Origin of the sequence: Bradyrhizobium sp. RDI18 (assembly GCF_043203335.1) — a bacterium.
GTDB lineage: Bacteria > Pseudomonadota > Alphaproteobacteria > Rhizobiales > Xanthobacteraceae > Bradyrhizobium > Bradyrhizobium retamae.
The window spans coordinates 402,909-426,896 of sequence record NZ_JBICRN010000008.1 but is presented as its reverse complement, the minus strand read 5'-3'; the positions used below and the strand labels follow the sequence as shown (position 1 = coordinate 426,896).

27 protein-coding genes and 2 pseudogenes are annotated in these 23,988 nt (G+C 62.9%); 16 read left to right on the top strand and 13 right to left on the bottom strand.

Annotated features, from left to right (window positions below):
- Positions 1–10: 10 nt before the first annotated feature.
- The gene (locus tag ACFXS9_RS10780; protein ID WP_057846503.1) at positions 11–1,048 is read right to left on the bottom strand and encodes a glutamine synthetase beta-grasp domain-containing protein; all 1,038 of its coding nucleotides are present in this window, start codon (positions 1,046–1,048) and stop codon (positions 11–13) included.
- Positions 1,049–1,616: 568 nt separating this feature from the next.
- On the opposite strand from ACFXS9_RS10780, the gene ACFXS9_RS10775 reads away from it, so the two are divergent.
- Entirely contained in the window at positions 1,617–1,814 is a 198-nt protein-coding gene (locus ACFXS9_RS10775) for a DUF2735 domain-containing protein (protein ID WP_392688490.1), read from the top strand.
- Between the two features lie 93 nt (positions 1,815–1,907).
- On the opposite strand, the gene ACFXS9_RS10770 is transcribed toward ACFXS9_RS10775, so the two are convergent.
- A complete protein-coding gene (locus ACFXS9_RS10770) occupies positions 1,908–2,225 on the bottom strand; it encodes an MliC family protein (RefSeq protein WP_392688487.1) in 318 nt (105 codons plus the stop codon).
- Positions 2,226–2,311: 86 nt separating this feature from the next.
- Here ACFXS9_RS10770 and ACFXS9_RS10765 point away from each other — a divergent pair, with 86 nt between their 5' ends.
- Positions 2,312–3,058 carry a tyrosine-protein phosphatase gene (locus ACFXS9_RS10765; protein ID WP_392699725.1) on the top strand — a complete coding sequence of 249 codons (747 nt, stop codon included), beginning with the start codon at positions 2,312–2,314 and terminating at the stop codon, positions 3,056–3,058.
- A gap of 186 nt (positions 3,059–3,244) precedes the next feature.
- On the opposite strand, the gene ACFXS9_RS10760 is transcribed toward ACFXS9_RS10765, so the two are convergent.
- On the bottom strand, positions 3,245–3,445 hold the full coding sequence (locus ACFXS9_RS10760; RefSeq protein WP_028346392.1) for a hypothetical protein: 201 nt from the start codon (positions 3,443–3,445) through the stop codon (positions 3,245–3,247).
- A gap of 241 nt (positions 3,446–3,686) precedes the next feature.
- Here ACFXS9_RS10760 and fabG point away from each other — a divergent pair, with 241 nt between their 5' ends.
- Positions 3,687–4,367, top strand: a complete 681-nt coding sequence (gene fabG / locus ACFXS9_RS10755) for a 3-oxoacyl-ACP reductase FabG (protein ID WP_392688483.1) — start codon at positions 3,687–3,689, stop codon at positions 4,365–4,367.
- On the opposite strand, the gene ACFXS9_RS10750 is transcribed toward fabG, so the two are convergent.
- A complete protein-coding gene (locus ACFXS9_RS10750) occupies positions 4,364–5,077 on the bottom strand; it encodes a GrlR family regulatory protein (protein WP_392688480.1) in 714 nt (237 codons plus the stop codon). The genes fabG and ACFXS9_RS10750 overlap by 4 nt on opposite strands.
- A 191-nt stretch (positions 5,078–5,268) precedes the next feature.
- Between ACFXS9_RS10750 and ACFXS9_RS10745 the strand changes: the two genes are divergently transcribed.
- Positions 5,269–5,955 (top strand): DUF2161 domain-containing phosphodiesterase, encoded by a 687-nt coding sequence (locus tag ACFXS9_RS10745; protein WP_392688477.1) that lies wholly within the window; start codon positions 5,269–5,271, stop codon positions 5,953–5,955.
- Positions 5,956–6,097: 142 nt separating this feature from the next.
- Positions 6,098–6,400: a hypothetical protein gene (locus ACFXS9_RS10740; RefSeq protein WP_028346396.1), complete on the top strand. Its 303-nt coding sequence runs from the start codon at positions 6,098–6,100 to the stop codon at positions 6,398–6,400.
- Between the two features lie 206 nt (positions 6,401–6,606).
- On the opposite strand, the pseudogene ACFXS9_RS10735 reads toward ACFXS9_RS10740, so the two are convergent.
- Positions 6,607–7,123: pseudogene (locus tag ACFXS9_RS10735) on the bottom strand (GNAT family N-acetyltransferase); the annotation flags it as partial.
- A gap of 260 nt (positions 7,124–7,383) precedes the next feature.
- On the opposite strand from ACFXS9_RS10735, the gene ACFXS9_RS10730 reads away from it, so the two are divergent.
- The 3 genes from ACFXS9_RS10730 to ACFXS9_RS10720 all read left to right on the top strand — a co-directional run bounded on the left by ACFXS9_RS10730 (position 7,384) and on the right by ACFXS9_RS10720 (position 10,607).
- A complete protein-coding gene (locus tag ACFXS9_RS10730; protein ID WP_392688474.1) occupies positions 7,384–8,337 on the top strand; it encodes a helix-turn-helix domain-containing protein in 954 nt (317 codons plus the stop codon).
- A 175-nt stretch (positions 8,338–8,512) separates the two neighbouring features.
- Positions 8,513–9,526 (top strand): carbon-nitrogen hydrolase family protein, encoded by a 1,014-nt coding sequence (locus ACFXS9_RS10725; RefSeq protein WP_392688472.1) that lies wholly within the window; start codon positions 8,513–8,515, stop codon positions 9,524–9,526.
- Positions 9,527–9,557: 31 nt separating this feature from the next.
- Positions 9,558–10,607, top strand: coding sequence for a phenylacetaldoxime dehydratase family protein (locus ACFXS9_RS10720; RefSeq protein ID WP_392688469.1), 1,050 nt, complete (start codon positions 9,558–9,560; stop codon positions 10,605–10,607).
- Positions 10,608–10,609: 2 nt separating this feature from the next.
- On the opposite strand, the gene ACFXS9_RS10715 is transcribed toward ACFXS9_RS10720, so the two are convergent.
- On the bottom strand, positions 10,610–11,008 hold the full coding sequence (locus ACFXS9_RS10715) for a PaaI family thioesterase (protein ID WP_392688466.1): 399 nt from the start codon (positions 11,006–11,008) through the stop codon (positions 10,610–10,612).
- Positions 11,009–11,132: 124 nt separating this feature from the next.
- On the opposite strand from ACFXS9_RS10715, the gene ACFXS9_RS10710 reads away from it, so the two are divergent.
- A complete protein-coding gene (locus ACFXS9_RS10710) occupies positions 11,133–11,924 on the top strand; it encodes a cobalamin-binding protein (protein WP_392699723.1) in 792 nt (263 codons plus the stop codon).
- Between the two features lie 295 nt (positions 11,925–12,219).
- On the opposite strand, the pseudogene ACFXS9_RS10705 reads toward ACFXS9_RS10710, so the two are convergent.
- From ACFXS9_RS10705 to ACFXS9_RS10695, 3 genes and pseudogenes are all read right to left on the bottom strand, one after another.
- Positions 12,220–13,259 (bottom strand): annotated as a pseudogene (locus ACFXS9_RS10705) (IS110 family transposase).
- Between the two features lie 178 nt (positions 13,260–13,437).
- Positions 13,438–14,715 (bottom strand): ArgE/DapE family deacylase, encoded by a 1,278-nt coding sequence (locus ACFXS9_RS10700; protein ID WP_392688463.1) that lies wholly within the window; start codon positions 14,713–14,715, stop codon positions 13,438–13,440.
- 57 nt (positions 14,716–14,772) lie between these two features.
- A complete protein-coding gene (locus ACFXS9_RS10695; RefSeq protein WP_392688461.1) occupies positions 14,773–15,498 on the bottom strand; it encodes a pyridoxamine 5'-phosphate oxidase family protein in 726 nt (241 codons plus the stop codon).
- Between the two features lie 75 nt (positions 15,499–15,573).
- Between ACFXS9_RS10695 and ACFXS9_RS10690 the strand changes: the two genes are divergently transcribed.
- Together ACFXS9_RS10690 and ACFXS9_RS10685 are read left to right on the top strand one after the other, a co-directional pair.
- Entirely contained in the window at positions 15,574–17,079 is a 1,506-nt protein-coding gene (locus ACFXS9_RS10690; RefSeq protein WP_392688459.1) for a PLP-dependent aminotransferase family protein, read from the top strand.
- A gap of 87 nt (positions 17,080–17,166) precedes the next feature.
- Positions 17,167–17,427, top strand: a complete 261-nt coding sequence (locus tag ACFXS9_RS10685) for a DUF6719 family protein (protein WP_392688456.1) — start codon at positions 17,167–17,169, stop codon at positions 17,425–17,427.
- Between the two features lie 16 nt (positions 17,428–17,443).
- Here ACFXS9_RS10685 and ACFXS9_RS10680 read toward each other — a convergent pair whose 3' ends face one another.
- The 3 genes from ACFXS9_RS10680 to ACFXS9_RS10670 form a co-directional block, all read right to left on the bottom strand.
- Positions 17,444–17,869 (bottom strand): ester cyclase, encoded by a 426-nt coding sequence (locus ACFXS9_RS10680; protein ID WP_392699721.1) that lies wholly within the window; start codon positions 17,867–17,869, stop codon positions 17,444–17,446.
- Positions 17,870–17,941: 72 nt separating this feature from the next.
- Entirely contained in the window at positions 17,942–18,340 is a 399-nt protein-coding gene (locus tag ACFXS9_RS10675) for a hypothetical protein (protein WP_392688454.1), read from the bottom strand.
- A gap of 31 nt (positions 18,341–18,371) precedes the next feature.
- A complete protein-coding gene (locus ACFXS9_RS10670; protein ID WP_392688453.1) occupies positions 18,372–18,533 on the bottom strand; it encodes a hypothetical protein in 162 nt (53 codons plus the stop codon).
- A gap of 290 nt (positions 18,534–18,823) precedes the next feature.
- Between ACFXS9_RS10670 and ACFXS9_RS10665 the strand changes: the two genes are divergently transcribed.
- Positions 18,824–19,213 (top strand): hypothetical protein, encoded by a 390-nt coding sequence (locus tag ACFXS9_RS10665; RefSeq protein WP_392688450.1) that lies wholly within the window; start codon positions 18,824–18,826, stop codon positions 19,211–19,213.
- 50 nt (positions 19,214–19,263) lie between these two features.
- Here ACFXS9_RS10665 and ACFXS9_RS10660 read toward each other — a convergent pair whose 3' ends face one another.
- The gene (locus ACFXS9_RS10660; protein WP_392688448.1) at positions 19,264–19,812 is read right to left on the bottom strand and encodes a CreA family protein; all 549 of its coding nucleotides are present in this window, start codon (positions 19,810–19,812) and stop codon (positions 19,264–19,266) included.
- Between the two features lie 440 nt (positions 19,813–20,252).
- On the opposite strand from ACFXS9_RS10660, the gene ACFXS9_RS10655 reads away from it, so the two are divergent.
- The 4 genes from ACFXS9_RS10655 to ACFXS9_RS10640 all read left to right on the top strand — a co-directional run bounded on the left by ACFXS9_RS10655 (position 20,253) and on the right by ACFXS9_RS10640 (position 23,927).
- The gene (locus ACFXS9_RS10655) at positions 20,253–21,608 is read left to right on the top strand and encodes a L,D-transpeptidase (protein WP_392688445.1); all 1,356 of its coding nucleotides are present in this window, start codon (positions 20,253–20,255) and stop codon (positions 21,606–21,608) included.
- 73 nt (positions 21,609–21,681) lie between these two features.
- Positions 21,682–22,254, top strand: coding sequence for a glutathione peroxidase (locus ACFXS9_RS10650; protein WP_392688442.1), 573 nt, complete (start codon positions 21,682–21,684; stop codon positions 22,252–22,254).
- Between the two features lie 150 nt (positions 22,255–22,404).
- Positions 22,405–23,349 carry a polysaccharide deacetylase family protein gene (locus tag ACFXS9_RS10645; protein WP_392688439.1) on the top strand — a complete coding sequence of 315 codons (945 nt, stop codon included), beginning with the start codon at positions 22,405–22,407 and terminating at the stop codon, positions 23,347–23,349.
- 68 nt (positions 23,350–23,417) lie between these two features.
- A complete protein-coding gene (locus tag ACFXS9_RS10640; RefSeq protein WP_392699719.1) occupies positions 23,418–23,927 on the top strand; it encodes a dihydrofolate reductase in 510 nt (169 codons plus the stop codon).
- Positions 23,928–23,988 lie beyond the last annotated feature (61 nt).

Below are 23,988 nucleotides of genomic sequence, written 5' to 3'. Positions count from 1 at the left end.
CGTCGGTCCCTTAGGCCGCGGCGGCCTTGGCGCCGGTCGGGACTTCCGCGATCGTCTTCAGGATCTGGGACGCGATCTGGTAGGGGTCGCCCTGCGAGTTCGGGCGGCGGTCTTCCAGATAGCCCTTGTAGCCATTGTTGACGAAGGAGTGCGGAACGCGGATCGAGGCGCCGCGGTCAGCCACACCGTAGCTGAACTTGTTCCAGGGCGCAGTCTCGTGCTTGCCGGTCAGACGCTTGTCGTTGTCCGGGCCGTAGACGGCAATGTGGTCCATGAGATTCTTCTCAAAGGCAGCCATCAGCTTCTCGAAGTATTCCTTGCCACCGACTTCGCGCATGTACTTGGTCGAGAAGTTGGCGTGCATGCCCGAGCCGTTCCAGTCGGTATCGCCGAGCGGCTTGCAGTGGAATTCGATGTCGATGCCGTAGCTCTCGGTCAGGCGCAGCATCAAGTAGCGAGCCATCCACATCTGGTCGGCAGCGGTCTTGGAGCCCTTGCCGAAGATCTGGAATTCCCACTGGCCCTTCGCCACTTCGGCGTTGATGCCTTCGTGGTTGATGCCGGCGGCGAGGCAGAGGTTGAGATGCTCTTCCACGATCTTGCGGGCGACATCGCCAACGTTCTTGTAGCCAACGCCGGTGTAGTACGGGCCTTGCGGACCCGGATAACCGTCCGAGGGGAAGCCGAGCGGACGGCCGTCCTTGTAGAAGAAATATTCCTGCTCGAAGCCGAACCAGGCACCTTCATCGTCCAGGATGGTTGCGCGCTTGTTCGAGGGGTGCGGGGTCTTGCCATCGGGCATCATGACTTCGCACATCACCAGCGCGCCGTTTTCCCGCGCAGCATCCGGATAGACGGCGACCGGCTTCAGCACGCAATCGGAGCTGTGGCCTTCGGCCTGCATGGTGGACGAGCCGTCGAAGCCCCACAGCGGAAGCTGTTCGAGCGTCGGAAACTTGTCGAATTCCTTGATCTGCGTTTTGCCGCGCAGACTCGGCGTCGGCGTATAGCCGTCGAGCCAAATATACTCGAGCTTGTACTTGGTCATTGAGCCTCTCTTGAGTTGCTATGAAATGCGGAAAACCGAAGCCTTGAATTCTGGATTTTGACGCCCAGCCCCTGGAGGTCTCCGCATGCGTGTACCCGGCCACGTCAGGCCGCTCCCTTCTAAGCATGTAGCGTGCCAATCGCTGCAGTGCGGCATCACCGATCCACAGGCCGCCGGCCGCAGCAGCGAAAATAAGAGGTGCGACATAGGAGCGCGGTGAGGCGCGCAAGCGGGCAGCGACACTCCTCACTCGAGGCCCGAATCCAGCCTATTTCTCCGGCATTTCCGCCAAAGGGCTGTTCCGCGATTAAAGCTGCGGCACCTTCCCGCCTCCTCCGCACGGAAGGCTGGCTTCCGCCAGCAACCTAGCGACCGGCCCTCGCGTTGGCCATTCGTTCGCTGCCTCGCAAAAAGCAACGTCAAGAATGCCTACGAAATAGACATCCGCTGCCGCTCTCTTAGTCATCTTGTGCCCAGAGAGGGCACCGACAATATCCCGGATTGTAAGGACTAGAGAACGAGTCGGGCGCACCATGGAGGGCGCGCGGCGGCAGAAGGAGAGACTGGGATGATGAATACGGGTGTTAATCAGGGGTCTGCAAGGATCTACCAATTCCCGACCGGGGGTCGTGCGGCTCTCGGGGGACAGCGCTATGGCGAGGCGAAGACCGAATATGCCGCCCCGCCGGTCAACGTCGCAGACTGCAGCGATAGCTGGTACCACGCGGCCGCCATCGAAGACGAAAAGAGCGGGCGCGACCACTGATGTCCGGGAGGCGTTTGACAGGGACGCGCCGGACAAACGAGGCGCGGACGGAGAACTAGAAAAGGGTCGGAACGAAATCGTTTCGGCCCTTTTTCATGTCTGCTCGCAGGTCGTGGTCGGCCGCCTGGCGTGCTTGAGGGTGGTGATGCCGGCTTTGGTGATCCGCAGGGTTACGCCCTTCCCCTGGTAACGCGACCCTGACAAGACCCAACGCTTGGGCAGCGTCACCGCCTTGCCGTCGAGTTGCAGATGGGCACGCTTGTCGTATTGAAAAAATCCAACCGTGAACTGCGAGCCGTCGGCGCAGCGATAATTCCGGAAGCTGGACTGCGCCGACGCCGGTGACGGCATGGTTGCAACCGCGGCGAGGCCTAGCGCCGCGCCAAAAATCGTGATGTTCCGCCGATTCATGCTTCGCCCTCTTCCGAGTTCAGTATAGACGAGACGGGGCCGAACGACACCCGTCCCTTGTTCTCCGTCCGAACCCTTGCTGCATGATGTCAGATTCCCCTGCCCGCCATCTCAATCTTGCCGGCGCCAGCAATTTTCGCGATCTCGGCGGCTACCCCACAAGCGACGGCCGGACCGTGCGCTGGCGGCAGATTTTTCGTTCCAACCATCTTGGCCACCTCACCGAAGGCGATGTCTCCGTCCTGCGGGAGCTGGGCGTCCGCAGCGCGTTCGATTTTCGCGGCACCGAGGAGCGCGCCGTCGCCCTGTGCGGCATGCCGGAAATCACTGTTCATTCGCTGCCGGTCGAGCCGACGGTGGTCGCGGCGCTGCGCGCGATCGCCGCTGCCGGCACGCCGCTGTCGACGGACCACGCCGTCGAGGTGATGCGCGATTCCTACCGCAGCTACGTACAGAACAACACGCAGCACTTCCGGAGCTTGTTTGCCCATCTGTTGGAAGATCGCGCGCCGCTGGTGATCCATTGCACCGCCGGCAAGGACCGCACCGGCTTTGCGTGCGCGCTGATCCTGCATACGCTTGGCGTTTCCGAGGACATCATCTCGGAAGACTATCTGCTGACCAACCGCTTCTACCGCAGGGACCCCAATCACAGCAGCGACCTGCCCGAAAACGTCAAGCAGGTGCTGGGCTCGGTGCAGGCCTCGTTTCTCGCCGCCGCCTTCGAGGCCATCGACGCCGACTACGGTGATCTCGAAAGCTATCTCCGCGATGGTCTTGGTCTCGGCAAAGCCGAACGCGTCCACCTCGAAGCGCGCTATCTGCAGCGCTGATCTAGTCAGCCTTCATCCGGTCCGGTGACCAGGCTGCAATCAGTTCGTAGCGGTTCGCCCGCATGACTGAATATGCAATGCGATGAGAGCGAATGGAAATGCGAGAGCGTAGCGCGTGCGCTATCTTATCCGCCACGCGCAAGTCGTAAAGCAGACCGTGGCGGCCAAAGCTGCGCGCTTATCGGCTCAGGCCGCCGCTTCCATTTCCAGTTCGGCGTCGAGATCGGCGATGACGTCCTCGAATGCCGAGATCGCCTGCTGGATCGCTGCGATCTGCATCAATTCCCAGCTTGAGACCGGACCGCTGCGATTCTGCAGCGCTACAACCAGGTCGCGCCGCTGCTCCTTGAGCTGAACAAGCGGTAAACCATGATCCGGCAAACCCATGACAAATCCCCCTGCCTTCTTGTTGGAGTCCTGTTGTACCGAATGGATTCTGCAAACGGCTTACAGAACTCCGGCAAATTTTATCGATTTGGCTCTACCCCTACGTAGCTCGCTACCGCCAGCCAGCGCGGGCCGCGACAATTTGGGCTGGCGAGACCGACGGTCATGCAGAAATTCGCCGCATTGGAATTGAAAATCTCCTGATAGGGTGCGCTCCCTCATCCGCATGCGGAGGCCCTTCATGGACGGAAAAGTCATTGTCGTGACGGGCGCGCTCGGTGCGCTCGGGCGGGTGGTCGTGGACGAAGCGCTGGCGTTGGGAGCAAGAATTGCGAGCGTCGACCATGCCCCGACGCAAGTACCGGCCACGGCGGATCTGTTCGAACTCGGCGGCGTCGACCTCACCGATGCCGCAGTAGCCAAAAAGGCCATCAACGCCGCGGCCGCACATTTCGGCAAGCTCGACGCGCTGATCAACATCGCCGGCGGCTTTGCCTTTGAGACGGTGGCAGAGGGTGATCCCAAGACCTGGCAACGGATGTATGCGCTCAACGTCATGACCGCGCTCAACGCCTCGCGCGCGGCGATCCCGCATCTCGCCGCATCGGGCGCGGGCCGCATCGTCAATATCGGCGCAATGGGCGCGCTGCAGGCAGGCAGTGGCATGGGCGCCTACGCCGCCTCAAAAGCCGGCGTACACCGCCTCACCGAGGCGCTCGCCGCCGAGCTCAAGGGCAAGATCACGGTCAATGCCGTGCTGCCGTCGATCATCGACACCGCGGCCAATCGCGCCAGCATGCCGAACGCCGATTTCACCAAATGGGTGACGCCGAAGGAACTAGCCGACGTGATCCTTTTCCTCGCCAGCGACGCCGCAAGCGCCGTCACCGGCGCGCTGCTGCCGGTGAACGGGAGGGTTTAGCCCTCAACATCCACAAGCTTTCGCAGCACCGCCTTGAAGCGGATGCTGCGCTTGCCGGCGAGCGCGGTGGCTTCGCCTTCCGCGCCTTCGCTATCGTACGTGCCTGAAAAGCCGATGCCGACCTCGTGGCCGCCGAACACGGGCCGTTCGCCCTGGGCCGGGGTATGCTCGCGGTTGACGAGTTCGCCCTTCCATTTGCCGTTCGCCGACGTGTACGCGCCGACATAGTCGAAGAACGCGTCGCCACCCCTGATGCGGCCGTCCTGCAGCATCATGACACCGGTGTTGCCGGCATCGATTCCGTCGAGCATACGGATGTGGATGGAATACAGTCCGTTTCCGATCCCGTCAGGGCCGACCGCACCGGGCAGCGGCGCGTCGGTATCATCGATAGGGCTCAGAACGGTCGTGAAATGGACGCCGGGCAAGGCCGCGCTGCCGCCCTCAAAATGAAACTCCTCGCCGCGGGGCGCACCCCTGAAATTCATCACGGCATGTTCAACTTCGAACATCGGAACGTATTTGGGATCGTGATAATGGCGCGACATCGTAACCTCGCAAGTGACAATGCCATCGGCTTCGGTGAAGTGACCGACAAAGGAAGAGCCGGAATCGCCGCCATACAGTCTGCCGCCCGATGTCGCAAACATCACGCCGCTGCCCGTGCCGCGCGCCGTGGTGAAGCGGAATTTGTATAGCCCTTGCAACACGCCTACTCGCTGTGGGAGCGGCAAATGCCTGTTGGCCAGCGAACGATCGATTCGCAGGTTCCCTCAATTGCCGCTGGCCTTGTCCCCGCTCCGACAATAGCCACTCCGGGGCTATCCGATCAAACGCTTTGCCGGAATTGGGCTAGGCTCGGCGTGTTGAGTCGCGGCAGCCAGCGCCGCCGGAGCCTGCCTTGGAAACCGCACTTTATCTTCCCGTCAAACGCTTCCTCGAAAAGCACGGCTTCGCCGTCAAAGGCGAGGTCGGCGGCTGCGATCTCGTGGCGCTGAGTGGCGACGATCCGCCGATCGTGGTGATCGGCGAACTGAAGCTCTCCTTCAATCTGGAACTGATCCTGCAGGCAGTCGATCGCGCCGGCGCCGCCGACGAGGTCTGGCTTGCGGCTAAATTATCCGCCCGCGGCAAAGGCCGCGAAAGCGACGCGCGGTATCGCAACCTTTGCCGCCGGCTTGGCTTCGGCATGCTCGCTGTCACCAATACCGGCGATGTGGAAGTGCTCGTCAAGCCGCCGACATCAGCGCCCCGCCGCGATCCCAAAAAGCGCTCGCGGCTGATCGCGGAACACCAGAAGCGCAAGGGCGATCCCGCCATGGGTGGATCGACGCGCGCGCCGATCATGACGGCGTACCGCCAGCAGGCGCTGGCCTGTGCCTTCGCGCTGTCAGGCGGGCCGCGGCGCGTCAGGGATTTGCGGGGGGAGATTCCCGATGCCGGAAAAATCCTCTTGCATAATGTTTATGGCTGGTTCGATCGCGCCGAGCGCGGCATCTACCTGCTGACTGATGCCGGCCATGCCGCGTTGAAGCGCTGGCCGCAACAGCCGCTGGATCTGGCTGCCGCCGGCAATCCCTCGCCATGATGGCAAGCACGGTGACACCGAACCGTACAGCGCTACCGGACTTGAAAGATTTTAGACGCATGGCTGTATTGCCGAGCGAAATTCATATTGCAATGCAACATTAGGGCACCTAGGTATCTCCGCATCAAATGCGAGGCGCCTTATGAGCGAAGACTGGAACACGAAATACGGCACACGACGCGTCCGGCGGGATCCGCCGACGCTGGAGGAAGCAATCTTCGCCGCGGTCGGGATCACCGACGATCAGCAGCAGCAGGCGGAAATCGCCGCCGCGCTGATGGGCCTGCCCTATGAGGAAGTGCTGGCTGAAGTGAAGAAGACCGGCCGCGCGCTGGCGCGATCGGCCACCCGCGTCATTGCGGGCGAGCAAGGCGCGCAGCGTTCGGTCGTGGTCGAGCGCCGCGTCGTCAGGCGCTTCGGTAACGACAAGCGTACCGGCACCTGAACAGCCGGCGATTGCCTGACTTGCGCAGAGAATTGCCCAAGAAATTGCCCAAGCCTTTGGGCAATTCTCCAGATTGAACGTACGGATCGGCTTAAGAGGCCCCCACTCGGACGGGGCGGTCCCGGCCATACGAAGCAGCATTCGCCGATAAGCGCGGTTGAAAGCCACCACCGCACGCGTCGTCTTCAGCACGCTCTCGATCCAGGACGTCGCAAGTTCGGCCTGATCATACTTCGTCAGATCGATCGTGCCGGTGGATTCGCCGTGGCGGAATACAAGCTGCGCGCCAAACTTGCTGGCGAGCGCCCGCATCGCCTCGTTCTGCGCGCCGGTGGTGATCCGCAGACTTTTATAGCCCTTGGCGCGTGCTTCCTTGATCAGCTTGCGGAACAGGATGCTACCGACGCCGCGACGCCGCACGGAGGTTTCGACGCTGAAGGCTATCTCAGGAAGCGAATCCGGTGACTGGTCCGGCGGATGCAACTCCGCCGCTCCGCGAACCACGCCGTTTTCAAAGAAGGCGATGATCGTCGTGCCGTCATTGGCGCATTTCTCGGCGTAGCGCTCGATGAAGCTGTCGTCCATGAAGCCATGGAAACGATCGCGGCGGCTGGTGCGGTCGAGCCGCAGCAGGTGATCGCGCAATAGCGGCAGTTCTTCCTGCTGGCTCAGCGTGCGCACGCTGCTATCGGCAAGCGCAGCCGCAATAACGGTGAGATACATAGTCCAAAACTCCTCTGAGAAAACCCTCGAGGAGGCGTCGAATCCCTAGACCACCCATATTGTGCGGCGCAGCATCGAATTCAAGACCGGATCGCTCCGTATACTGCCTTAAATAACGGCAGCATTTCCAGCAATTTAGCGGGCCGACCATTAACCAATTGTTAAGGTTCGTCACCCGGCGCAAAGTGGGCATGGAGCTTGCTTATTCTTGAATACGCCAAGCCCAGGCAACGCGCCCGGATGGTTCGTGGAGACCCGTTGTGGCTGTCATGCTCGACACCAGATCTTGCCTTCCGGAGCGCCGGCTTGCGGTGTGGCAGGACATCGTGTGCGACACCTTCGTCGGGCTCGACTGCAAATCGGACATGCGCGGCGCGTTTTGGGGCTCGGTGTCGCAATCCAGAATCGGACCGATCGCGCTCACGCAGGTCGATTCCACGGCACAGCGGGTATTCCGCACGCCGTCGCGAATAGCCCGCGCCAGCGAAGATTTCGTGCTGATGGCGCTGGGCAACAATGGCGTGAACGGCGTGTTCCAGGATGGCCGCGAGGCTGTCGTCTCCGCCGGACAATTCGTCATTTACGACACCACCCGCCCCTACGAGCTGCGGTTCGACGACAGCTTTTCGCAGACGATCTTCCAGATGCCCCGCAAACTGCTGCAACAACGCGTCGGCTCGTTCGATAGTCTGACCGCGACGACGTTTGCGGGCGATCGTCCGCTCGAACGGCTGACATATGATTTCGCGCGCAATGTGAGCAAAACCATCGAGCTCGTTGATCCCGCCGCCGCAACCCGCCTGCTCGACCAGGCGCTCGACCTGCTCGCGATGACGCTTGCCGACCGGCTGCATGCCCGCTTGGCGGATCAATCGGTCCACCGGTCGGCGCTGCTCTATCGCCTCAAGAACCACATCCTGACGCATCTTTCCGATCCCGAACTGTCGCTGCCGCGCGCTGCGGCGGCGGTCGGGATCTCGCCGCGTTACGCCAGCGATCTGATGGCCGCCGAACAGTCCTCGTTCCGCGGCTATGTGCAGGCGCAACGGCTGGAGCGCTGCAAGCGAGATCTTGCCGACCCCGCCTACCAGGCCCGGCACATCGGCGAGATCGCCTTCGCCTGGGGCTTCAACGACCTCGCCCATTTCAGCCGAATCTTCAAGCAGCGTTTCGGCATCTCGCCGCGCGAATGGCGCGAGCAGCCGGGCAAGTAACGTCTTTCGACCTCACCTCTTCTTCGCGTTGCGCCCACCCATCGGACGCCGCTTAGCGCTGTCCTCCTGCCGGTTAAGACAAGTTTTCGTTCCGCCGCGGACAAGCGGCACGCGCTGCCATGGCTGTAGGCTCGGGGTCAGCGAGTGTCAGTCATCAATGCGGGAGGATGATGCGATGGGTCTGGTTCATCAGAAATACAAGGTGGCGGTGGTTCAGGCGGCGCCGGTTTTTCTCGATCTCGACGCAACCGTGGACAAGACGATCACGCTGATCGAGGAAGCTTCCGCCAACGACGCCAAGCTGATCGCGTTTCCCGAAACCTTTATTCCTGGCTACCCATGGCAGATCTGGCTCGGCGCGCCGGCCTGGGCGATCGGCCGCGGCTTTGTGCAGCGCTACTTCGACAATTCGCTCGCCTTCAACAGTCCGCAGGCGGAAAAAATCTGCAAAGCCGTGAAGCGCGCCAGGCTGACCGCCGTGCTCGGGCTGTCCGAACGCGACGGCGGAAGCCTCTATATCGCGCAATGGCTGATCGGCCCTGACGGCGAGACCATTGCCAAGCGTCGAAAGCTGCGTCCGACCCATGCCGAACGCACCGTGTTCGGTGAAGGCGACGGTAGCGATCTCGCCGTACACGACCGCGCCGACGTCGGACGACTCGGTGCCTTGTGCTGCTGGGAGCATCTGCAGCCGCTGTCGAAATACGCGATGTACGCCCAGAACGAACAGGTCCATGTCGGCGCCTGGCCGAGCTTTTCGCTGTACGATCCGTTCGCGCATGCGCTCGGCCATGAGGTCAACAACGCCGCCAGCAAGGTGTATGCGGTCGAAGGCTCGTGCTTCTTTCTCGGTCCCTGCGCGGTGGTCTCACAGGCGATGATCGACGAGCTCTGCGACACCCCCGAAAAACATGCCTTCCTGCATGCCGGCGGCGGCCACGCCGTGATCTACGGACCGGACGGCAGTTCGCTAGCCGAGAAACTTCCGCCCGACCAGGAAGGCATTCTGTACGCCGACATCGACCTCGGCATGATTGGGGTAGCGAAGAACGCCGCCGATCCGGCCGGGCATTATTCGCGGCCCGACGTCACGCGGCTGCTGCTCAACACCACGCGCGCCAACCGCGTCGAGCATTTCTCGCTTCCCGTCGATGCCGAGGTCATGAGCGAAATCAGGCTGCAGGCCTGACGCGCTTCATTTTCCGAGAAGGAGCAGGCCCATGGAATCCGCAATCCCTGCGCATCTGCAAACCGCGCGAACCCGCCACCGCCGCGTCGGCACTGATTATGCGCCGCCCTACCCGTCCTTCGTGGCACGGCACAAGCCAAGCGTGACGCGGGTGGTGATGGCCTATTTCGGCCTCCAGACTAGCGGCGCGCCCTCGACCGCCGCAGAGCAGGCGCTGATCCGGCTTGCATCGGAGTTCGCCGCCGCGGACGGCCCCTCCCATTGGGACCGCGCGACCTATATCGACGAGGCCGGCTTCACCAACGTCGTCACGGTGGCCTATTGGGACGACCAGCAAAAATTCGATCGCTGGTTTCCCGCCATGCGCGAGCGCTGGACCGGCGAGCAGCGGACCAATAACGGGTTTGGTACCTTCATCGAGGCGCTTTATCCGTCCGTGGACGGCTATGAGACGCTGTTCTCTTCGCTCGGAAGGCCCGAAGGCGTCGCCGTTCTCGCCGACGGCATGAGCGGCGAGGTTTTGGAGCACGCCTATTGGGGCGGCATGCGCGATCGCATCCCGTTGTCCCAAACCAGCGAGATGGCGGCGTCGGGCTCGGCACGCGCGATCCGAGACGGCGCGCGCGTCCGGATCATCCCGCATGACAATATCTGCCTGATCCGGTCGGGCCAGGATTGGGGCGATACCGAAGCCATGGAGCGCAAGATGTACCTCGGCGATGTCGAGCCGGTGCTGCGCGAAGGCATGGATTTCCTCCGCGACCAGGGGCGCTCGATCGGCTGCTACGCCAACCGTTACATGACGGTTGTCGGCCCCGACAACGCGAGAGCCGAAAAGTCCTACGGGATGAGCTGGTGGAAGAGCCTGTCGGCGCTGGAGCGCTGGGCTGAATCGCATCCGACCCATGTCAGGATATTCGGCGCCGCCATGAAATATCTGTCGACGCTCGGGCCGGCCGCGAAGCTGCGGCTGTACCACGAGGTCACCGTCGCCCGCGCCGACGAACAGTTTTTCGAATATGCGGATTGTCATCCGCAAACCGGAATGCTGAACGCCGTGCAGACGGTCGAGGTGGCCTGAGGCTACAGCACCATCTGGGTTTGCGTGACGACCGCCACTAGCTTGCCGTCCTCGGTCTCCAGCCGCGTCTGCCAGACTTGCGTGCGCCGTCCCCGATGCACCGGCGTTGCGGTGGCGATCACCGTCGAGCCTTCCTTGGCGCCGCCGATAAAATTGGTCTTGCTCTCGATCGTGGTGGTGCCCTTGGCATCCTCGGGCAGATTGATGACGGTCGCGGCAGCGCCGACTGAATCCGCAAGGGCCATGATCGCGCCACCGTGAATTGTGTTCCGCAGCGTGCAGAGGTCCGGCCGCACCACCATCTTCGCCACCACCCGATCCAGTCCGGCTTCCGTGAAGGTCACCCCCTTCAGTTCCGCGAACGGCATCTTCATCGACTGGATCTTTTCGAGCGGCGTCATTCGTCCTCTGGCTTTTCTTTGAAGTGATTTCCTGAACAGAATGGAGGCTGCCGGTAAATCAGGCAATGACCTCCGAGGTAATGGCGGCCGTGACATGGCGCGCGGAATTCGGCATACCGTCGGCATGCGCTACTTCCCGCCCCGCCGGATCGTCTGCCTGACCGAGGAGACCGTGGAGACGCTGTACCTGCTCGGCGAGCAGGACCGCATCGTCGGCGTTTCCGGCTATGCGGTGCGGCCGCCGGGCGTCCGTCGCGAGAAGCCGCGGGTCTCGGCCTTCATATCGGCGGACATTCCAAAGATTCTGGCGCTTGAGCCCGACCTCGTGCTCGCCTTTTCCGATCTGCAGGCAAACATCGTTGCCGATCTCGTGCGCGCGGGCGTCGCCGTCCATGTCTTCAACCAGCGCGACATTGCGGGCATCCTCGCGATGATCCGCACGCTCGGCGCTATGGTCGGTGCGGCGGAGCGTGCCGATCAGCTCGCCAGAAGTTTCCAGGAGCGGCTCGCGCGGATCGCAGCAACGCCCCGCGCCTCGCCCAGGCCGAAGGTGTATTTCGAGGAGTGGGACGATCCGCTGATCTCCGGCATCGGGTGGGTTTCCGAACTGATCGAGATTGCCGGCGGCGAGGACGCGCTGCCGGAGCTGCGGTTTCAGCATGCGGCCAAGGACCGGATCATTGCGCCGGATACGGTGCGTGACGCTGCGCCCGACGTGATCCTCGCGTCCTGGTGCGGCAAGAAGGTCGTGCCTGAGCGTATCCGGCAGCGTCCGGGCTGGGGCGGGATTCCTGCCGTGCGCAACAATCGCATTGTCGAAATCAAGTCGACGATCATCCTGCAGCCGGGACCGGCGGCGCTGACGGATGGGCTCGATGCGATTGTTAGAGCGTTGTGGCCGGAATCGACAGTCTAACCGTCGTCCCTGCGAACGCAGGGACCCATATGTGGACGGCCCCCGTGGCACAAGAGCTTTTTGAGTGAGATCGGATCGCTTGCATCCATATGTCCGGCCTGTGAATGCGGTTGTGTTGACCGCTGGCCAAGATGGGTTGCGCGATGCGAGTTCCAAACAACCTAGCGGCCTGTTGGCGGCCAATGGGTCCCACGGATTGTCTCGCATCGTTGCTCGATCGATCGCTCCATCTGCTCTTGCAGCTTCCGGGTCGGTCGGCGGACGAGCCGCCGGCCGGCCAACCTGTTTGACCTGTTTAAGCGGCGACTGCCGCCGTGGCATTGATCCGCGTCGCGTCGTACGCCTCCCCCATGACCATCAGCTTCCAGGCGATACGGGCCACCTTGTTGGCGAGCGCTACGGCCGCAAGCTTCGGCGGCTTGCGCTGGATCAATGCCAGCAGCCAGCGCGAGTGATGGCCGCGGCCACGCCTGGCCTGCTGGATCACCGCGGTCGCCCCGATCACCAGCAGGCGACGAAGGTCCTCATCGCCGGCCCGGGTGATCTTGCCGAGCCTGGTCTTGCCGGCGGTGGAATGGTCCTTGGGCGTGAGGCCGAGCCAGGCCGCAAAGTGCGACCGGAGCGGAACGCGCGCGGATCTGGTGTCTTCATCACCAGCGCCGTCGCCACGATCGGGCCGACCGAAGGGATCTTTGCCAGCCGGCGGCCCATGGCATCGCCACGGTGCCAGGCCATCAGCTTGGCCTCGATCGCCTCCAGCTCGCCCTCGAGCCTGATGCATTCGCGGCCCAGCACCGTAAACAGCTCGCGCGCCATCGCGGGAAGCGTCTCGTCCTGGGCAATCTGCGCCAACAACGGCTCGATCTTGTCCAACCCCTTGGGCGCAATCAGGCCATACTCCGCTGCATGGCCGCGGATCGTGTTGGTCAACTGGGTGCGCCGGGCGATCAATCCATCGCGGATTCCTGTCAGCATCAATGCAGCCTGCTGCTCGGCGCTCTTTACCGGCACAAACCGCATGCTCGGCCGGCTCATCGCCTCACACAGGCCTTCCGCATCCCGCCAGTCATTCTTGTTCCGCGTCACATAGGGCTTCACCAATTGCGGAGCCATCAGCTTCACCTCATGGCCAAGCTTGCGAAGCTCCCGCGCCCAATATTGCGAAGCCCCGCAGGCCTCCATCCCGATCACGGTCGGCGGCAATTTGGCAAAGAACTCCAGCACCTGCTTGCGCGAAAGTTTCTTGCGCAACACCACCTGCTCCGCCGCATCAACTCCATGCAGCACAAAAATATACTTCGACGTATCCATTCCAATGCGACTAATCTGCTTCACGGACGGCTCCCTTGTCTGAGATTTGCAACAACCTCATTCTGGCACACTGATGCCGTAGGGGGCCGTCCACACCATCAACCACCGACGCCAATTGGAGCAGAAGGTCACGACCATCTCGCGCCACTGATAGGCCGCGGCGTATGGGTCCCTGCGTTCGCAGGGACGACGGGAGAATGACCTACACCTTCTCCACCCCGCACCATTCCGCAATGAACAGCGCGGTGGCTTTGGTCGACTTCTGGAGCGAGTCCAGCTCGACATATTCGTTGAAGCCGTGCATCGCGGCGCCCTTCGCGCCGAAGCAGAGGCTCGGGATGTTGTAATTCAACCCGTAGAACCGGGTATCGGTCAGCGCGGTGAACGCGCGGTCCGGCACCGCGCCGCCATAGACGGCGTCGAACGCTTTTGCGAAAGCGGCTTCCGGCTCGGCCGAGTTCGTCAGCTCATAACCCTCCGACAAAAAGCCCGACCATTCGACCTGCGGCGGGTTGTTGGAGAGGAATCGGTGATCGCGCGCCGCCGCCGACACGCAGGCCAAAATCTCCTTCTGGCATTCGGCGATCGACCAGCCCGGCAGGACCGCGATGCGGCAATCGACATCGCACCAGGCCGGTACGCTGGAGGCCCAGTCGCCGCCCTTGATGATGCCGGGGTTGAAGTTGAGCGGATGCGCGACCGCCTTGAAATGGCGGTCCGACTTGGCGCGCTCGTTCCAGTCGGCCTCGAGCTTCTGCAGCGCGTGGATCAAATGATACGCCGCTATGATTGCGTTGGCGCCGGCGCCGGCCTCGAACACGTGCACCGGGAAGCCGCGCACCTTCAGGCGAAACCAGATCACGCCGACCTGCGAGCGCACCATGGTCTCGCCAGTCGGCTCCGGGATGAAGCAGGCGTCCGCGCGATATCCGCGCTGCAGGGTCGAGAGCGCGCCGACGCCGGTCGACTCTTCCTCGATCACGGATTGAAAATGGATGCGCGCCGTTGGCCTTAGCCCAGCGGCCTTGATCGCATCCAGCGCATAGAGCGCGCCGATGGTGCCGGATTTCATGTCGCAGGCGCCGCGGCCGTACATCTTGCCGTCCTTGATGGCGGGCGAGAACGGCGGCGTCTCCCACATGTCGAGGGGACCTGCCGGCACCACGTCGCAATGGCCCTGCAGGATCAGCGATTTGCCTGAAATGTTCGCGGGACGGTACGTGCCGACCACCGTGCGCGCCTTGGAAAAATCATGTTCGATCGGACCGAAGCCGCGCAGATCCTTCAAATCCTCGACGTCGATATGCCAGTCGTCGACCTCGTAGCCGCGCTGGCGCAGGAGATCGCCGATCATGTCCTGACACGGTCCCTCGGCGCCGCGGGTCGACGGGATCGCAACGAAATCCTTCGTCGTCGCCAGTTGGGCATCAAAGCCGGCGTCGACGGCGTCGAGGATTCTTTGTTGCGTATCGGTCGTCATGCGGCAGCTCCAGTGAAGGAAATTCAGGAAGGTGGGACTGCGCACCCTACCCCGATCTCAGCCGCCGGCGTAATGCGCAAAATGCGCATCCCGCAATGCATCTTCGAGCAGGCGGCCTTCGGAATAGCCGCTCAGCGAGGCCGGTCGCTCGACGCCGTCGAGAAGCCGCGGACAGGGTTCCGGCCGGCCCAGCACCGTGTGCACCGGAATACGCTCGGCATAAACAGGCAGCTCATAGTCCTCCTCGTCGTCGGCGACACCCTTCGATCTGATCTTGGCGGACGCCTGCTCGATTTCCATCGCGATTACCGATGTCGCCTTGACCTCCTGCGCCGTGCTTTGCCTTAACATCGCGGTCCGATCGGGAAAGAACCGGTCGACCATGGCGACGAGCGCACGCTCCTTCTCGCGCGCGTCGGCGACGAGATAGGCGGTGCCGAAGGCCATCACGGCGCGGTAATCCGCCGAATGGTTGAAGCCGCAGCGGGCCAGCACTAGGCTGTCGAGATGCGCAACCGTGAGGCAAACCCTTTGGCCCTCGGACTGGTTTCGCAGCATGCGGCTGGCGCTGCTGCCATGCCAGTACAGCCTGCTCCCTTCCCGCCAGAAGAATGTCGGCGTGCAATAGGGCTGGCCGTCGATCACGTAGGAGACGTGGCACAGCATCGAGGCGTCAAGCAGGCTGTGCACCGTGGCGTGGTCGTAGAAGCCGCGATCATGACGGCGCTTCACCTGGTTGCGCGGCGATAACGGATACACATCGGCGGTCACGGCTTCGGTCACGGCAGCTCCTGTTGGATCGGTGAGCGGTCATTGAGAGTTGTACCGGCCAATTTGGTCTGCGATAGTGCCAATTCCATGCGAAAAATTCCGACCAATTCGCCGCCGGCGCGAAGCAAGGCCGAGCTCGCGCTCGATCTCTCCGGCCCCCACGTAACGCCGGGCGCCTCCTCCCAGCACCGGCTCTATCAGGCGCTGTGCCACGCCATCACGGGCGGAACTGCAAAGCCCGGCGAGCCGCTGCCGCCGTCGCGCACGCTTGCGAAGCAGACCGGCTTCCGCCGCAACGCCGTCACGTCGGCTTATGAGCGCCTGATCGCGGACGGATTTGCGGTAGCCACCGTCGGCTCCGGCACTTTCGTCGCCGCGCGCATTCCCGCCCGCACCCATGACGCTCGCAGGACGAAGATCGCGATCGAGCCGCCGCAACAAGGCCCGCTGGCGCTCGGTTGCACGCACATCGATGAACGGGCGCTGCAGCGCTTCCGGGCGTTTGCCGGCCGGCGCATGCGCGCCTTCGGCGCCGAGCACCTTCAGTACGGCGACCCCAGGGGCAGCCACGAACTCCGCGCCGCGATCGCCGATCACTTGTTGTCGGCGCGTGGGCTGCGCTGCGATCCCGACCAGATCATGCTGACGTCGGGAACGCAGCATAGCTTACGGATCGTGCTGGGCGCGATCCTGAAATCCGGCGATCAGATCTGGTGCGAAGACCCCGGCTATCCCGCCGCACGAAGGGCGATCGAGCATTGCGGCCTGCGCCCCATCTCGGTGCCGGTCGACGCTTCGGGCCTGATCGTGGCCAGGGGCCGGGCCCTCGCTCCTTCGGCTGGCGCGGCCTACGTGACACCGTCGCACCAATTTCCCCTCGGCGTGCAGATGTCGATGCCGCGGCGGCTGGAATTGCTCGACTGGGCCAGGGACGCGGATGCCTTCGTCATCGAGGACGACTATGACAGCGAATTTCGATATGACGGCGCGCCGCTTTTGTCGCTCGCCGGCATCGATCATCTCTCGCGCGTCATCTACATGGGCACGTTTGCAAAGACATTGTTCCCCGGATTGCGCATCGGCTACTGCGCGCTGCCCGAGCGGCTCGTCGGGCCGGTGACGACAGCCCGTGCCGCGCTCGACCGCTTTCCCGGCACGCTGCTCGAAGGCGCCGTCGCAGACATGCTGAATTCCGGCGCGTTCGCGGCCAACCTGCGCCGGGTGCGCGGGATCTATCGCGAAGCGCGGGACGTGCTGGCTTCGACCCTCTCGGCGGCATCGCAGGGAAAACTCTCGGTGCCGATGCCCTCGCAGGGCCTGCATCTGGTCGCGCAGTTCGATCCATCCGTCGATCCGCGTATCGCCGCGCAGGCAAAGGCCGAAGCCGGCGTCGCGGGTTGGCTACTGGCGGAAACTTATTTCCGCACACGTCCGCTTCCAGGCTTCGTTCTCGGCTTTGCTGGCCACAAGCTGCCCCAACTGATCGCGTCGGCCGAACGACTCGCGAAGTCATCGCTGGCCGCCTTGCAGGCAAACGGCAAGCCGAACAAGGGTGGAACTGGCAAGGTCAAACGGCTGAAGGCCGCCACCTGACCACTCGCGCCGGCACGCGCTCTATCAGAATCGCGGCCACGTCACTAAGCTCGATGCTCAAATCAACTTCACGAACGGAAATACCCAATGCCCGGCCATCGCAATGTCTCGTATCTCGTCACCGGTGCATTGATCGTGGGCCTGCTCGGCTATGCAACGACGGCCCTCGCCCAGACGGTCTCGCGCGAGCAGGATATCGTCGACCTGCGGCTCGGCCAACGCGTCCTGGTCGATGATGGGTCGTGTCCGACGGGACAAATCAAGGAAGTCCAGGGCTCGCAGATGACGACGTCAGGCGTGCTCCGCACCCGCAAATGCATTCCGCGGCTGGGGACCAAAAAGCGCTAGCGGCGACCGCGCCGGCCTAGAACATGCCGTTGTTGTTGGCGGCCTTCTCGGGAATTTCCTGCACGACATCCCAGTGCTCGACAATCTTGCCGTTCTCCAGCCTGAAAATGTCGACGATGGCGCGGCCGCGCGTGCCTTTCTCGCGCACGCTATGGACGTGGAGGATCACGTAATCGCCATCGGCAAAAGCGCGCTTGATCTCGCTACGGGAGTCCGGAAATTTCTCGCGTAGGAAACCGAGGAATGCCTTGAAGCCCTCGATGCCATCCGGCGCCGTCGGATTGTGCTGAATGTAATGCGGCCCGAAAAACTTCGCCGCGGCATCAAAATCCTTCCGATTGAGAGCCGCATCGTAAAATTCGAGCACGGTCTTCTTATTGGCCTCCTGCACCGCTGCGTCGGCAGCGAACGCCGGAGATATGGCCAGCGACAATAGGCCGATCAGGCCGACAAAAGAGATTTCATGACAGCTCCCTTGTGCAATCGGTCTCGATACGGAGCCTAATCTAGCAGCTTACTGGTTCGTCGCCGGCTCGAACATGCATTGCAGCGTCGGCTTGGCGATCTTGGTGAAGGTCGGGCCGATCTCGGATCGCTTCGATGCCGGCACCCATGCGGTTTCGATCGTCGGTACGCCGGTCTCGCTGATGCCGCGCAGCAGCGCTTCGCGCAGGTCGGGATCTTCCACGGTCGCGGCGGCGTAGTCGTGCAGGCAGCCGCAAACGCGTTCGGGATGCGCCCAGCGTCCGACCATGTGGGGCGCGCAGAGCCGCACGAACTCGCCGCGCGGGTCGGGCACCTTGAAGAGGGAACGGAACGAGGTCTGCGGCGGCTGAAACTGGACTTGCGCCTGTGCCGCGCCGCCGAGAAGAAGGGACGCAAAGGTTACAGCAGCGCAGATGCGTACGAACATACCGAGCCTTTATCGGCGATCTCTTTGCCGCTCAGTTGGCGGCCACGACCATCGGTAGCGGCGCCGGGGCCGCAACCGGCGAGCCGTTATAGGCGAAGGTGCCAACCCCCGGCAGGCCCTGATCCGAAGAACCAGCCATCGAGGAACCAGCCAGAATGACGGCCAAAGCGAGGATGAAGCTGATGGTCCGCATCTGACTGTCTCCGGTTATCAGTGGCCGGCGGTGCCCGCCGTCTCGTTGGCCACCTGATAACTGTCGGCTGTTTCCACACATCTGCGCCAAAAACGAAAAATGGTTTCGTCGCGCAGGAGAATTGTTTCGTCGGCCCTGTCGGACGAAACAATAGCGGGAAAAATCCAATGAATTCAGCCAGGACGCTCGTACTTGAAATGCTCGGGCTGAACTCCGCAAGCTGGCCGTTGCGGCCACTTTGGTGGCCCCCGTCCAATGGACGAGAACCGCCTCGCTCGCTGGCAGATCGGATGAACCGAGACTTCGATCCGGCCGACTCAGCGAAAGCCACGCAACCTTCCGCGTGCCTGTGCGTTGTGACCCTTCCTCAGCAAAGGACAGCAGTCGTGGGCAATGGCAACAGTGCAACCCCGACCCGCAAACCCGGCCAGCCGTTGGCTGAAAATTCGTCTGGAAGTAACGGCCCCGAACAGCGGATCAATCCTTCCCTGAAGACAGAGCGCCACGGAAAAGCCTCAGAGCATCCTGTGAGCCTTTGTGGCGCGATGTCGCAACATGGCGGCGAATTTCGCGGCAATGTGTCTGCGCCGCAGAAATTCGTGCATCTGGTCGGCTGCCGCGACCGCAAGGTCGGGCCCGGCCTGGAGGCCCGCCAATATTCCAATCCGCTCAAGCGGTAAGCTTGATGCCCTCATCCCGGATCCGATCTCGGATCTGTGCGGTATCGGACTTACTGGATGAATTCACCGCATTTCTGAACCGCGGCCTCAGTGGCACCCCAGGGCATGATCGGCACTGAGGAGGTGGAGTTTTTGGGTGAACCTTCGATCAGCTTGTCCGAATAGACCATGTAGACCAGTACATTGCGTTTGGCGTCGCAGCCGCGAACGATCTGCATCTTCTTGAAGAACAGCGAGCGGCGCTGCCGGAACATATCGTCGCCCTGCTCCAGACTGTGCTTGAACTTGATGGGGCCGATCTGGCGGCACGCCAGCGAGATATCCGAGACTTCCTCGGCAAGGCCGAGCCAGCCCTTGAAGCCGCCCTTTTCCGGTACCGTGAAGTGACAGGCGACGCCATCAACCTCGGGGTCGTCGACCGCGTAGGTCGCGAGCTTGTCGTTGGGGCTCAGCCATTTGAAGACCGTCGAGCGACGGAAGATCAAGTCGGGCTCTTCTGCGGCCGATGCCGGGCCTGCCTGCCACAATGTCAGCGCGAGCACCACCAAGGCCAGACTTCTCCACTTCTTGTCACGCTTAACGATGGCCTTGGATGTCATTGATATCTCCGCTGAAGGGCTCGCCGCCTATGTAGTGCCGGAAAGTGGAACAGGAAGGCCGCAGCGGATTTGAAGGCCGCAGTATCGCCTTATGGATGGCGTCAGATTGATCAGGCGCCGTTTAACGGAATGTGAGGCTTTTTTGCTACGTTGGGACGAAAAGCGCTGCAATTAGAAGGCCTATGCTGGTGAACGCTTTTCGCCTTTGCGACAACAAACGAATAGGCAAGACAGTGGATTCGAGTACCCGGATTTGAGGATTATGCGCGTGAGCAGGCATCGAGCGTTCAGTGCGAAGATTGCGGGCGCGACGATCTCAAAACGGCGATTTTGGCAGATTGCGATACTGACCGCGGCCGGCTGCTTTGCCGCCGCCTCCCAGGCGGATGCCGCCGCCATGTTCTACTGGCACGATTCCGACGCCGGCTATTATCCGGCCGATGCCGCCGGCGCAGCCGCGCAAGCCGAAGGTGCGCCGGCCGACAGCCAAGACCGAGGCGGCCATCAAGGAAACCAACGCCAAACCGCAGGGACCGCTGATCATCGCCGTCTCGATCGAGCAGCAGAAGGTCCGCGTCTACGACGCCAATGGGTTGTTCGCCGAAAGCCCGGTGTCGACGGGCACGAAGGATCATCCGACCCCAATGGGCGTATTCAGCATCATCCAGAAGCACAAGATGCACCGCTCCAACATCTATAGCGGCGCGCCGATGCCTTACATGCAGCGCATCACCTGGTCGGGGATTGCGCTGCATGCCGGCGTGCTACCGGGCTATCCGGCGTCGCATGGCTGCATTCGTATGCCAACCGCCTTCGCCGTGAAGATGTGGAACTGGACCCGGATGGGGGCGCGCGTCATCATCACGCCCGGCCAGATCACGCCTGCCAGTTTCTCGCACCCATTGCTGGTGGCGCAGAAAGTCGTTCCGCAGCCACTCATCGCCGACGATCCCACGACCGATGCGCCCGCGGTGAAGGGCGACAAGGGCGCGGACGCGGGCCAAGCGGAGCCAAGCCTCGAACTCCGATCGACCGTCGGCCACGCGGCGCCGTTGCGCGAACAGACCCACACGGCGGATGCCGGCAGCACTCTGCCGACGAGCGCCGTCGTGACCATGTCCGACGCAACGCCTGTCGGTGATACATCGGGCGCGGAGGCAAAGGCGGACGCGCCGAAATCCGAGCCAGCTATCTCGGCAGCCGGTGAGCCCACGAAGGCGATCGCTGACACACCGGCTGCGTCGGTTGTTGTGCCTGACGTCAAGAAGGATACCGCGCGTCTGCCAGGCGCGGACAAGGGTCCCAAGGCCGAACCGCCCAGGCGTCCCGGCCAGATCGCGGTGTTCGTCAGCCGCAAGGATTCCAAGCTGTACGTCCGCGAGAGCTTCAAGCCGCAGTTCGATTTGCCGGTGACGATTGCGCCGAGCGACCGGCCGCTTGGCACCCATGTGTTCACCGTCGCGGCTGACAAGAACGATCCCAACCTGTTGCACTGGTCGGTGGTCTCGCTGCCGGTCACGGCCCGCAACGCTGCGCGGATCGATAACACCGATCGTGCCGCGCGGCGCGGCAGGATGCCCGGCACAGCGCCCGCTGAAGCAAAGCTGCTGCCAGCGGCGAACACTGCGGCCGAGGCGCTGGACCGCATCGCCGTCGCTCCCGAGGTGATTGCGCGGATCGCCGAGATGCTGACCACCGGCAGCTCGATCGTGTTGTCCGATCACGGCATCAACACGGGCGGCGAAACCGGCGAAGGCACCGACTTCATCGTCCCGCTGCGCATGGTCCAGCCATAACGGCCTGTTGAGGGGCGAAGGCCCGTGCGTTGCGCTATGCTTGGCACGGTTGGACCGCAGCCCGAGGCTTTTCATGATGGACCGCAGGAGCGTGATGACCGCGGCGCTGGCCGCGATCGCAGGCATGGCCTCGAGCAGGCAATCCCTGGCGCAGGCCGCCATGAGCCGGATCACGGCTTACGCGTTTTCGTTTCCGGGATTGGCCAGTGGCGACATCAGGCTTTCCGAATTTGCCGGCCGACCGATCCTGATCGTCAACACCGCTTCGCTCTGTGGCTTCACGCCGCAATATGGCGGCCTGCAGGAATTGTGGACCGAGTTCGGCAACCGCGGCCTGATGATCGTCGGCGTTCCCTCCAATGATTTCGGCGGCCAGGAACCGGGCGGCGCGACAGAAATCACTGCGACGGCGCAGAACCACCATGTCACTTTTCCGATCGCCGCGAAGGCCGTCGTCAAGGGACCGCACGCGCATCCGTTCTACAGATGGGCGGCAGAGGCGCGACCGAAGGATGTTCCACGATGGAACTTCCACAAATACCTGATCGGCCGCGACGGCTATATCGCCGACGTCTTTCCGGAATCCATCGAACCCGTAGATACACGGGTCAAAACTGCGATCGCTCGGGCATTGGCCGCTTCCTGAATTAACCGGCTCGGGGACAAATCCGCTGCGTCGCAACGGTTGCATTGGCGCGCCTGCTCCAACTAGGCTACTGTGCGTCGGGGATGGAGGCAGACCGGACGACGGCAGCGCCACCGACCGGGTGCGGGATTCTAATTTGGGGAACACAGGATGCGTATTGGGGCGGGGGTGATCGTTGCAGCAGTTTCGCTGCTGGCATCAAGCGCGGCGTGGTCGCAGGTTCCACCCGCCAAAGGCGTGACCGCGCCTCAGGCAGCAGCGGCACCAGTTCCCGCTCCGCCGCCAGCGCCTGTCTCGACTCGTCCGCCTTGCAACAATCCGGACGCGCTTGGCATCGGCCGCACGGTGGAGATCGACACGACCGGCGGACCCGGCTTCGGCTTCGAGCATTTCAAGGAGCTCGACTTCCTTCGCGACAAGGAGGTTGTGCTGACCTTCGACGACGGCCCGTGGCCGGTGAATACGCCTGCGGTCCTGAAGACGCTCGCGGAGGAATGCACCACCGGCATTTTCTTCCCGATCGGCAAGCACGCCACCTACTATCCCGAAATCCTCAGGCAGGTGATGGCGGCGGGCCATTCGATCGGATCGCACACCTGGTCGCATGCCGCCCTCGTCAACAAGAAGCTGAACGATCAGCAGCGCAAGGACGAAATCGAGAAAGGCTTCAGCGCCGTGAAATGGGCACTGGGCGGCAAGGCGCCGGCGCCGTTCTTCCGCTTCCCCGCACTGCAGCACCCGCCGGAGATGGTGACCTATCTCGGCGACCGCAACATCGGGATTTTCTCCTGCGACCTCGATTCCTTCGACTTCAAGGCGAGCAAGGCGCAGACCATCATCGACACCGTGATGCGCAAGGTCGAGAAGAACGGCAAAGGCATCATCCTGATGCACGACTTCCAGAAGCACACCGCGGAAGCCCTGCCCGAGCTTCTGAGGAAGCTGAAGGCCGGCGGCTACAAGGTGGTGGCGATGCGCGCCAAGACGCCGGTGCAGACCATCGCCCAGTATGACGAGGACATCGTCAAGGATCTGAAGCTGCCGACCGTGAGTTCGCGCCCGGTTTCCAGCGTCGTCCAGACGATCTCGGAATAGTAGCGGCGCGACGCAGGCCCGTGCCGGCGCTACGCATCGAAGGCTATGTCATCGTTTCCGCCGACGGCATGCTGGCGGACGCGCGCAACGTCATGCCGGACGAATTGAAGTTCGAGGGCGACAAGGCGTTTTTCACCGCAGCGCTCGACCGTGCCGACCTGATCCTGCACGGCCGCAATTCCTATGAGGATCAGCCGAACTCGCCGCGGCGCAAGCGGGTCATCCTGACGCGCAAGGTCGAGGCGATTGCTCCCGACCCGTCCAATCCGAAAGCTACGCTGTGGAATCCCGCGGGCGCTTCGTTCGAAGCCGCCTGCCATCATGCAGGCGTGGATACCGGCACCGTCGCAATAATCGGCGGTCCCGGCGTGTTCGGCATGTTCATGGACCGCTACGACGTGTTCTGGCTCTCGCAAGCGCCGCATGTCCGGCTACCCGGCGGCGAACCCTGCTTCCCCGGAGTCCCTGCCCGTTCGCCGCAGGAAATCCTTGCCGCGCACGGACTGCGCGCCGGCAAGCCGCAAATGCTTGATGCAGCGCACGAGGTCACCGTCACGCCGTGGCGGCGCGGCGCGTAGGGCGTCATCCTTTCGTCCAATCAATCTCGCCGCAAGCCAACCCGTGGCCAGAGATCGCTTG

Bases quoted from the DNA above. Each gene is read 5' to 3' on its own strand.
- ACFXS9_RS10780 (WP_057846503.1), bottom strand. From the start codon at position 1,048: ATGACCAAGTACAAGCTCGAGTATATTTGGCTCGACGGCTATACGCCG.
- ACFXS9_RS10775 (WP_392688490.1), top strand. From the start codon at position 1,617: ATGATGAATACGGGTGTTAATCAGGGGTCTGCAAGGATCTACCAATTC.
- ACFXS9_RS10770 (WP_392688487.1), bottom strand. From the start codon at position 2,225: ATGAATCGGCGGAACATCACGATTTTTGGCGCGGCGCTAGGCCTCGCC.
- ACFXS9_RS10765 (WP_392699725.1), top strand. From the start codon at position 2,312: ATGTCAGATTCCCCTGCCCGCCATCTCAATCTTGCCGGCGCCAGCAAT.
- ACFXS9_RS10760 (WP_028346392.1), bottom strand. From the start codon at position 3,445: ATGGGTTTGCCGGATCATGGTTTACCGCTTGTTCAGCTCAAGGAGCAG.
- fabG (WP_392688483.1), top strand. From the start codon at position 3,687: ATGGACGGAAAAGTCATTGTCGTGACGGGCGCGCTCGGTGCGCTCGGG.
- ACFXS9_RS10740 (WP_028346396.1), top strand. From the start codon at position 6,098: ATGAGCGAAGACTGGAACACGAAATACGGCACACGACGCGTCCGGCGG.
- ACFXS9_RS10725 (WP_392688472.1), top strand. From the start codon at position 8,513: ATGGGTCTGGTTCATCAGAAATACAAGGTGGCGGTGGTTCAGGCGGCG.
- ACFXS9_RS10720 (WP_392688469.1), top strand. From the start codon at position 9,558: ATGGAATCCGCAATCCCTGCGCATCTGCAAACCGCGCGAACCCGCCAC.
- ACFXS9_RS10715 (WP_392688466.1), bottom strand. From the start codon at position 11,008: ATGACGCCGCTCGAAAAGATCCAGTCGATGAAGATGCCGTTCGCGGAA.
- ACFXS9_RS10710 (WP_392699723.1), top strand. From the start codon at position 11,133: ATGCGCTACTTCCCGCCCCGCCGGATCGTCTGCCTGACCGAGGAGACC.
- ACFXS9_RS10700 (WP_392688463.1), bottom strand. From the start codon at position 14,715: ATGACGACCGATACGCAACAAAGAATCCTCGACGCCGTCGACGCCGGC.
- ACFXS9_RS10690 (WP_392688459.1), top strand. From the start codon at position 15,574: ATGCGAAAAATTCCGACCAATTCGCCGCCGGCGCGAAGCAAGGCCGAG.
- ACFXS9_RS10685 (WP_392688456.1), top strand. From the start codon at position 17,167: ATGCCCGGCCATCGCAATGTCTCGTATCTCGTCACCGGTGCATTGATC.
- ACFXS9_RS10675 (WP_392688454.1), bottom strand. From the start codon at position 18,340: ATGTTCGTACGCATCTGCGCTGCTGTAACCTTTGCGTCCCTTCTTCTC.
- ACFXS9_RS10670 (WP_392688453.1), bottom strand. From the start codon at position 18,533: ATGCGGACCATCAGCTTCATCCTCGCTTTGGCCGTCATTCTGGCTGGT.
- ACFXS9_RS10665 (WP_392688450.1), top strand. From the start codon at position 18,824: ATGAACCGAGACTTCGATCCGGCCGACTCAGCGAAAGCCACGCAACCT.
- ACFXS9_RS10660 (WP_392688448.1), bottom strand. From the start codon at position 19,812: ATGACATCCAAGGCCATCGTTAAGCGTGACAAGAAGTGGAGAAGTCTG.
- ACFXS9_RS10655 (WP_392688445.1), top strand. From the start codon at position 20,253: ATGCCGCCGGCGCAGCCGCGCAAGCCGAAGGTGCGCCGGCCGACAGCC.
- ACFXS9_RS10650 (WP_392688442.1), top strand. From the start codon at position 21,682: ATGATGGACCGCAGGAGCGTGATGACCGCGGCGCTGGCCGCGATCGCA.
- ACFXS9_RS10645 (WP_392688439.1), top strand. From the start codon at position 22,405: ATGCGTATTGGGGCGGGGGTGATCGTTGCAGCAGTTTCGCTGCTGGCA.
- ACFXS9_RS10640 (WP_392699719.1), top strand. From the start codon at position 23,418: ATGCTGGCGGACGCGCGCAACGTCATGCCGGACGAATTGAAGTTCGAG.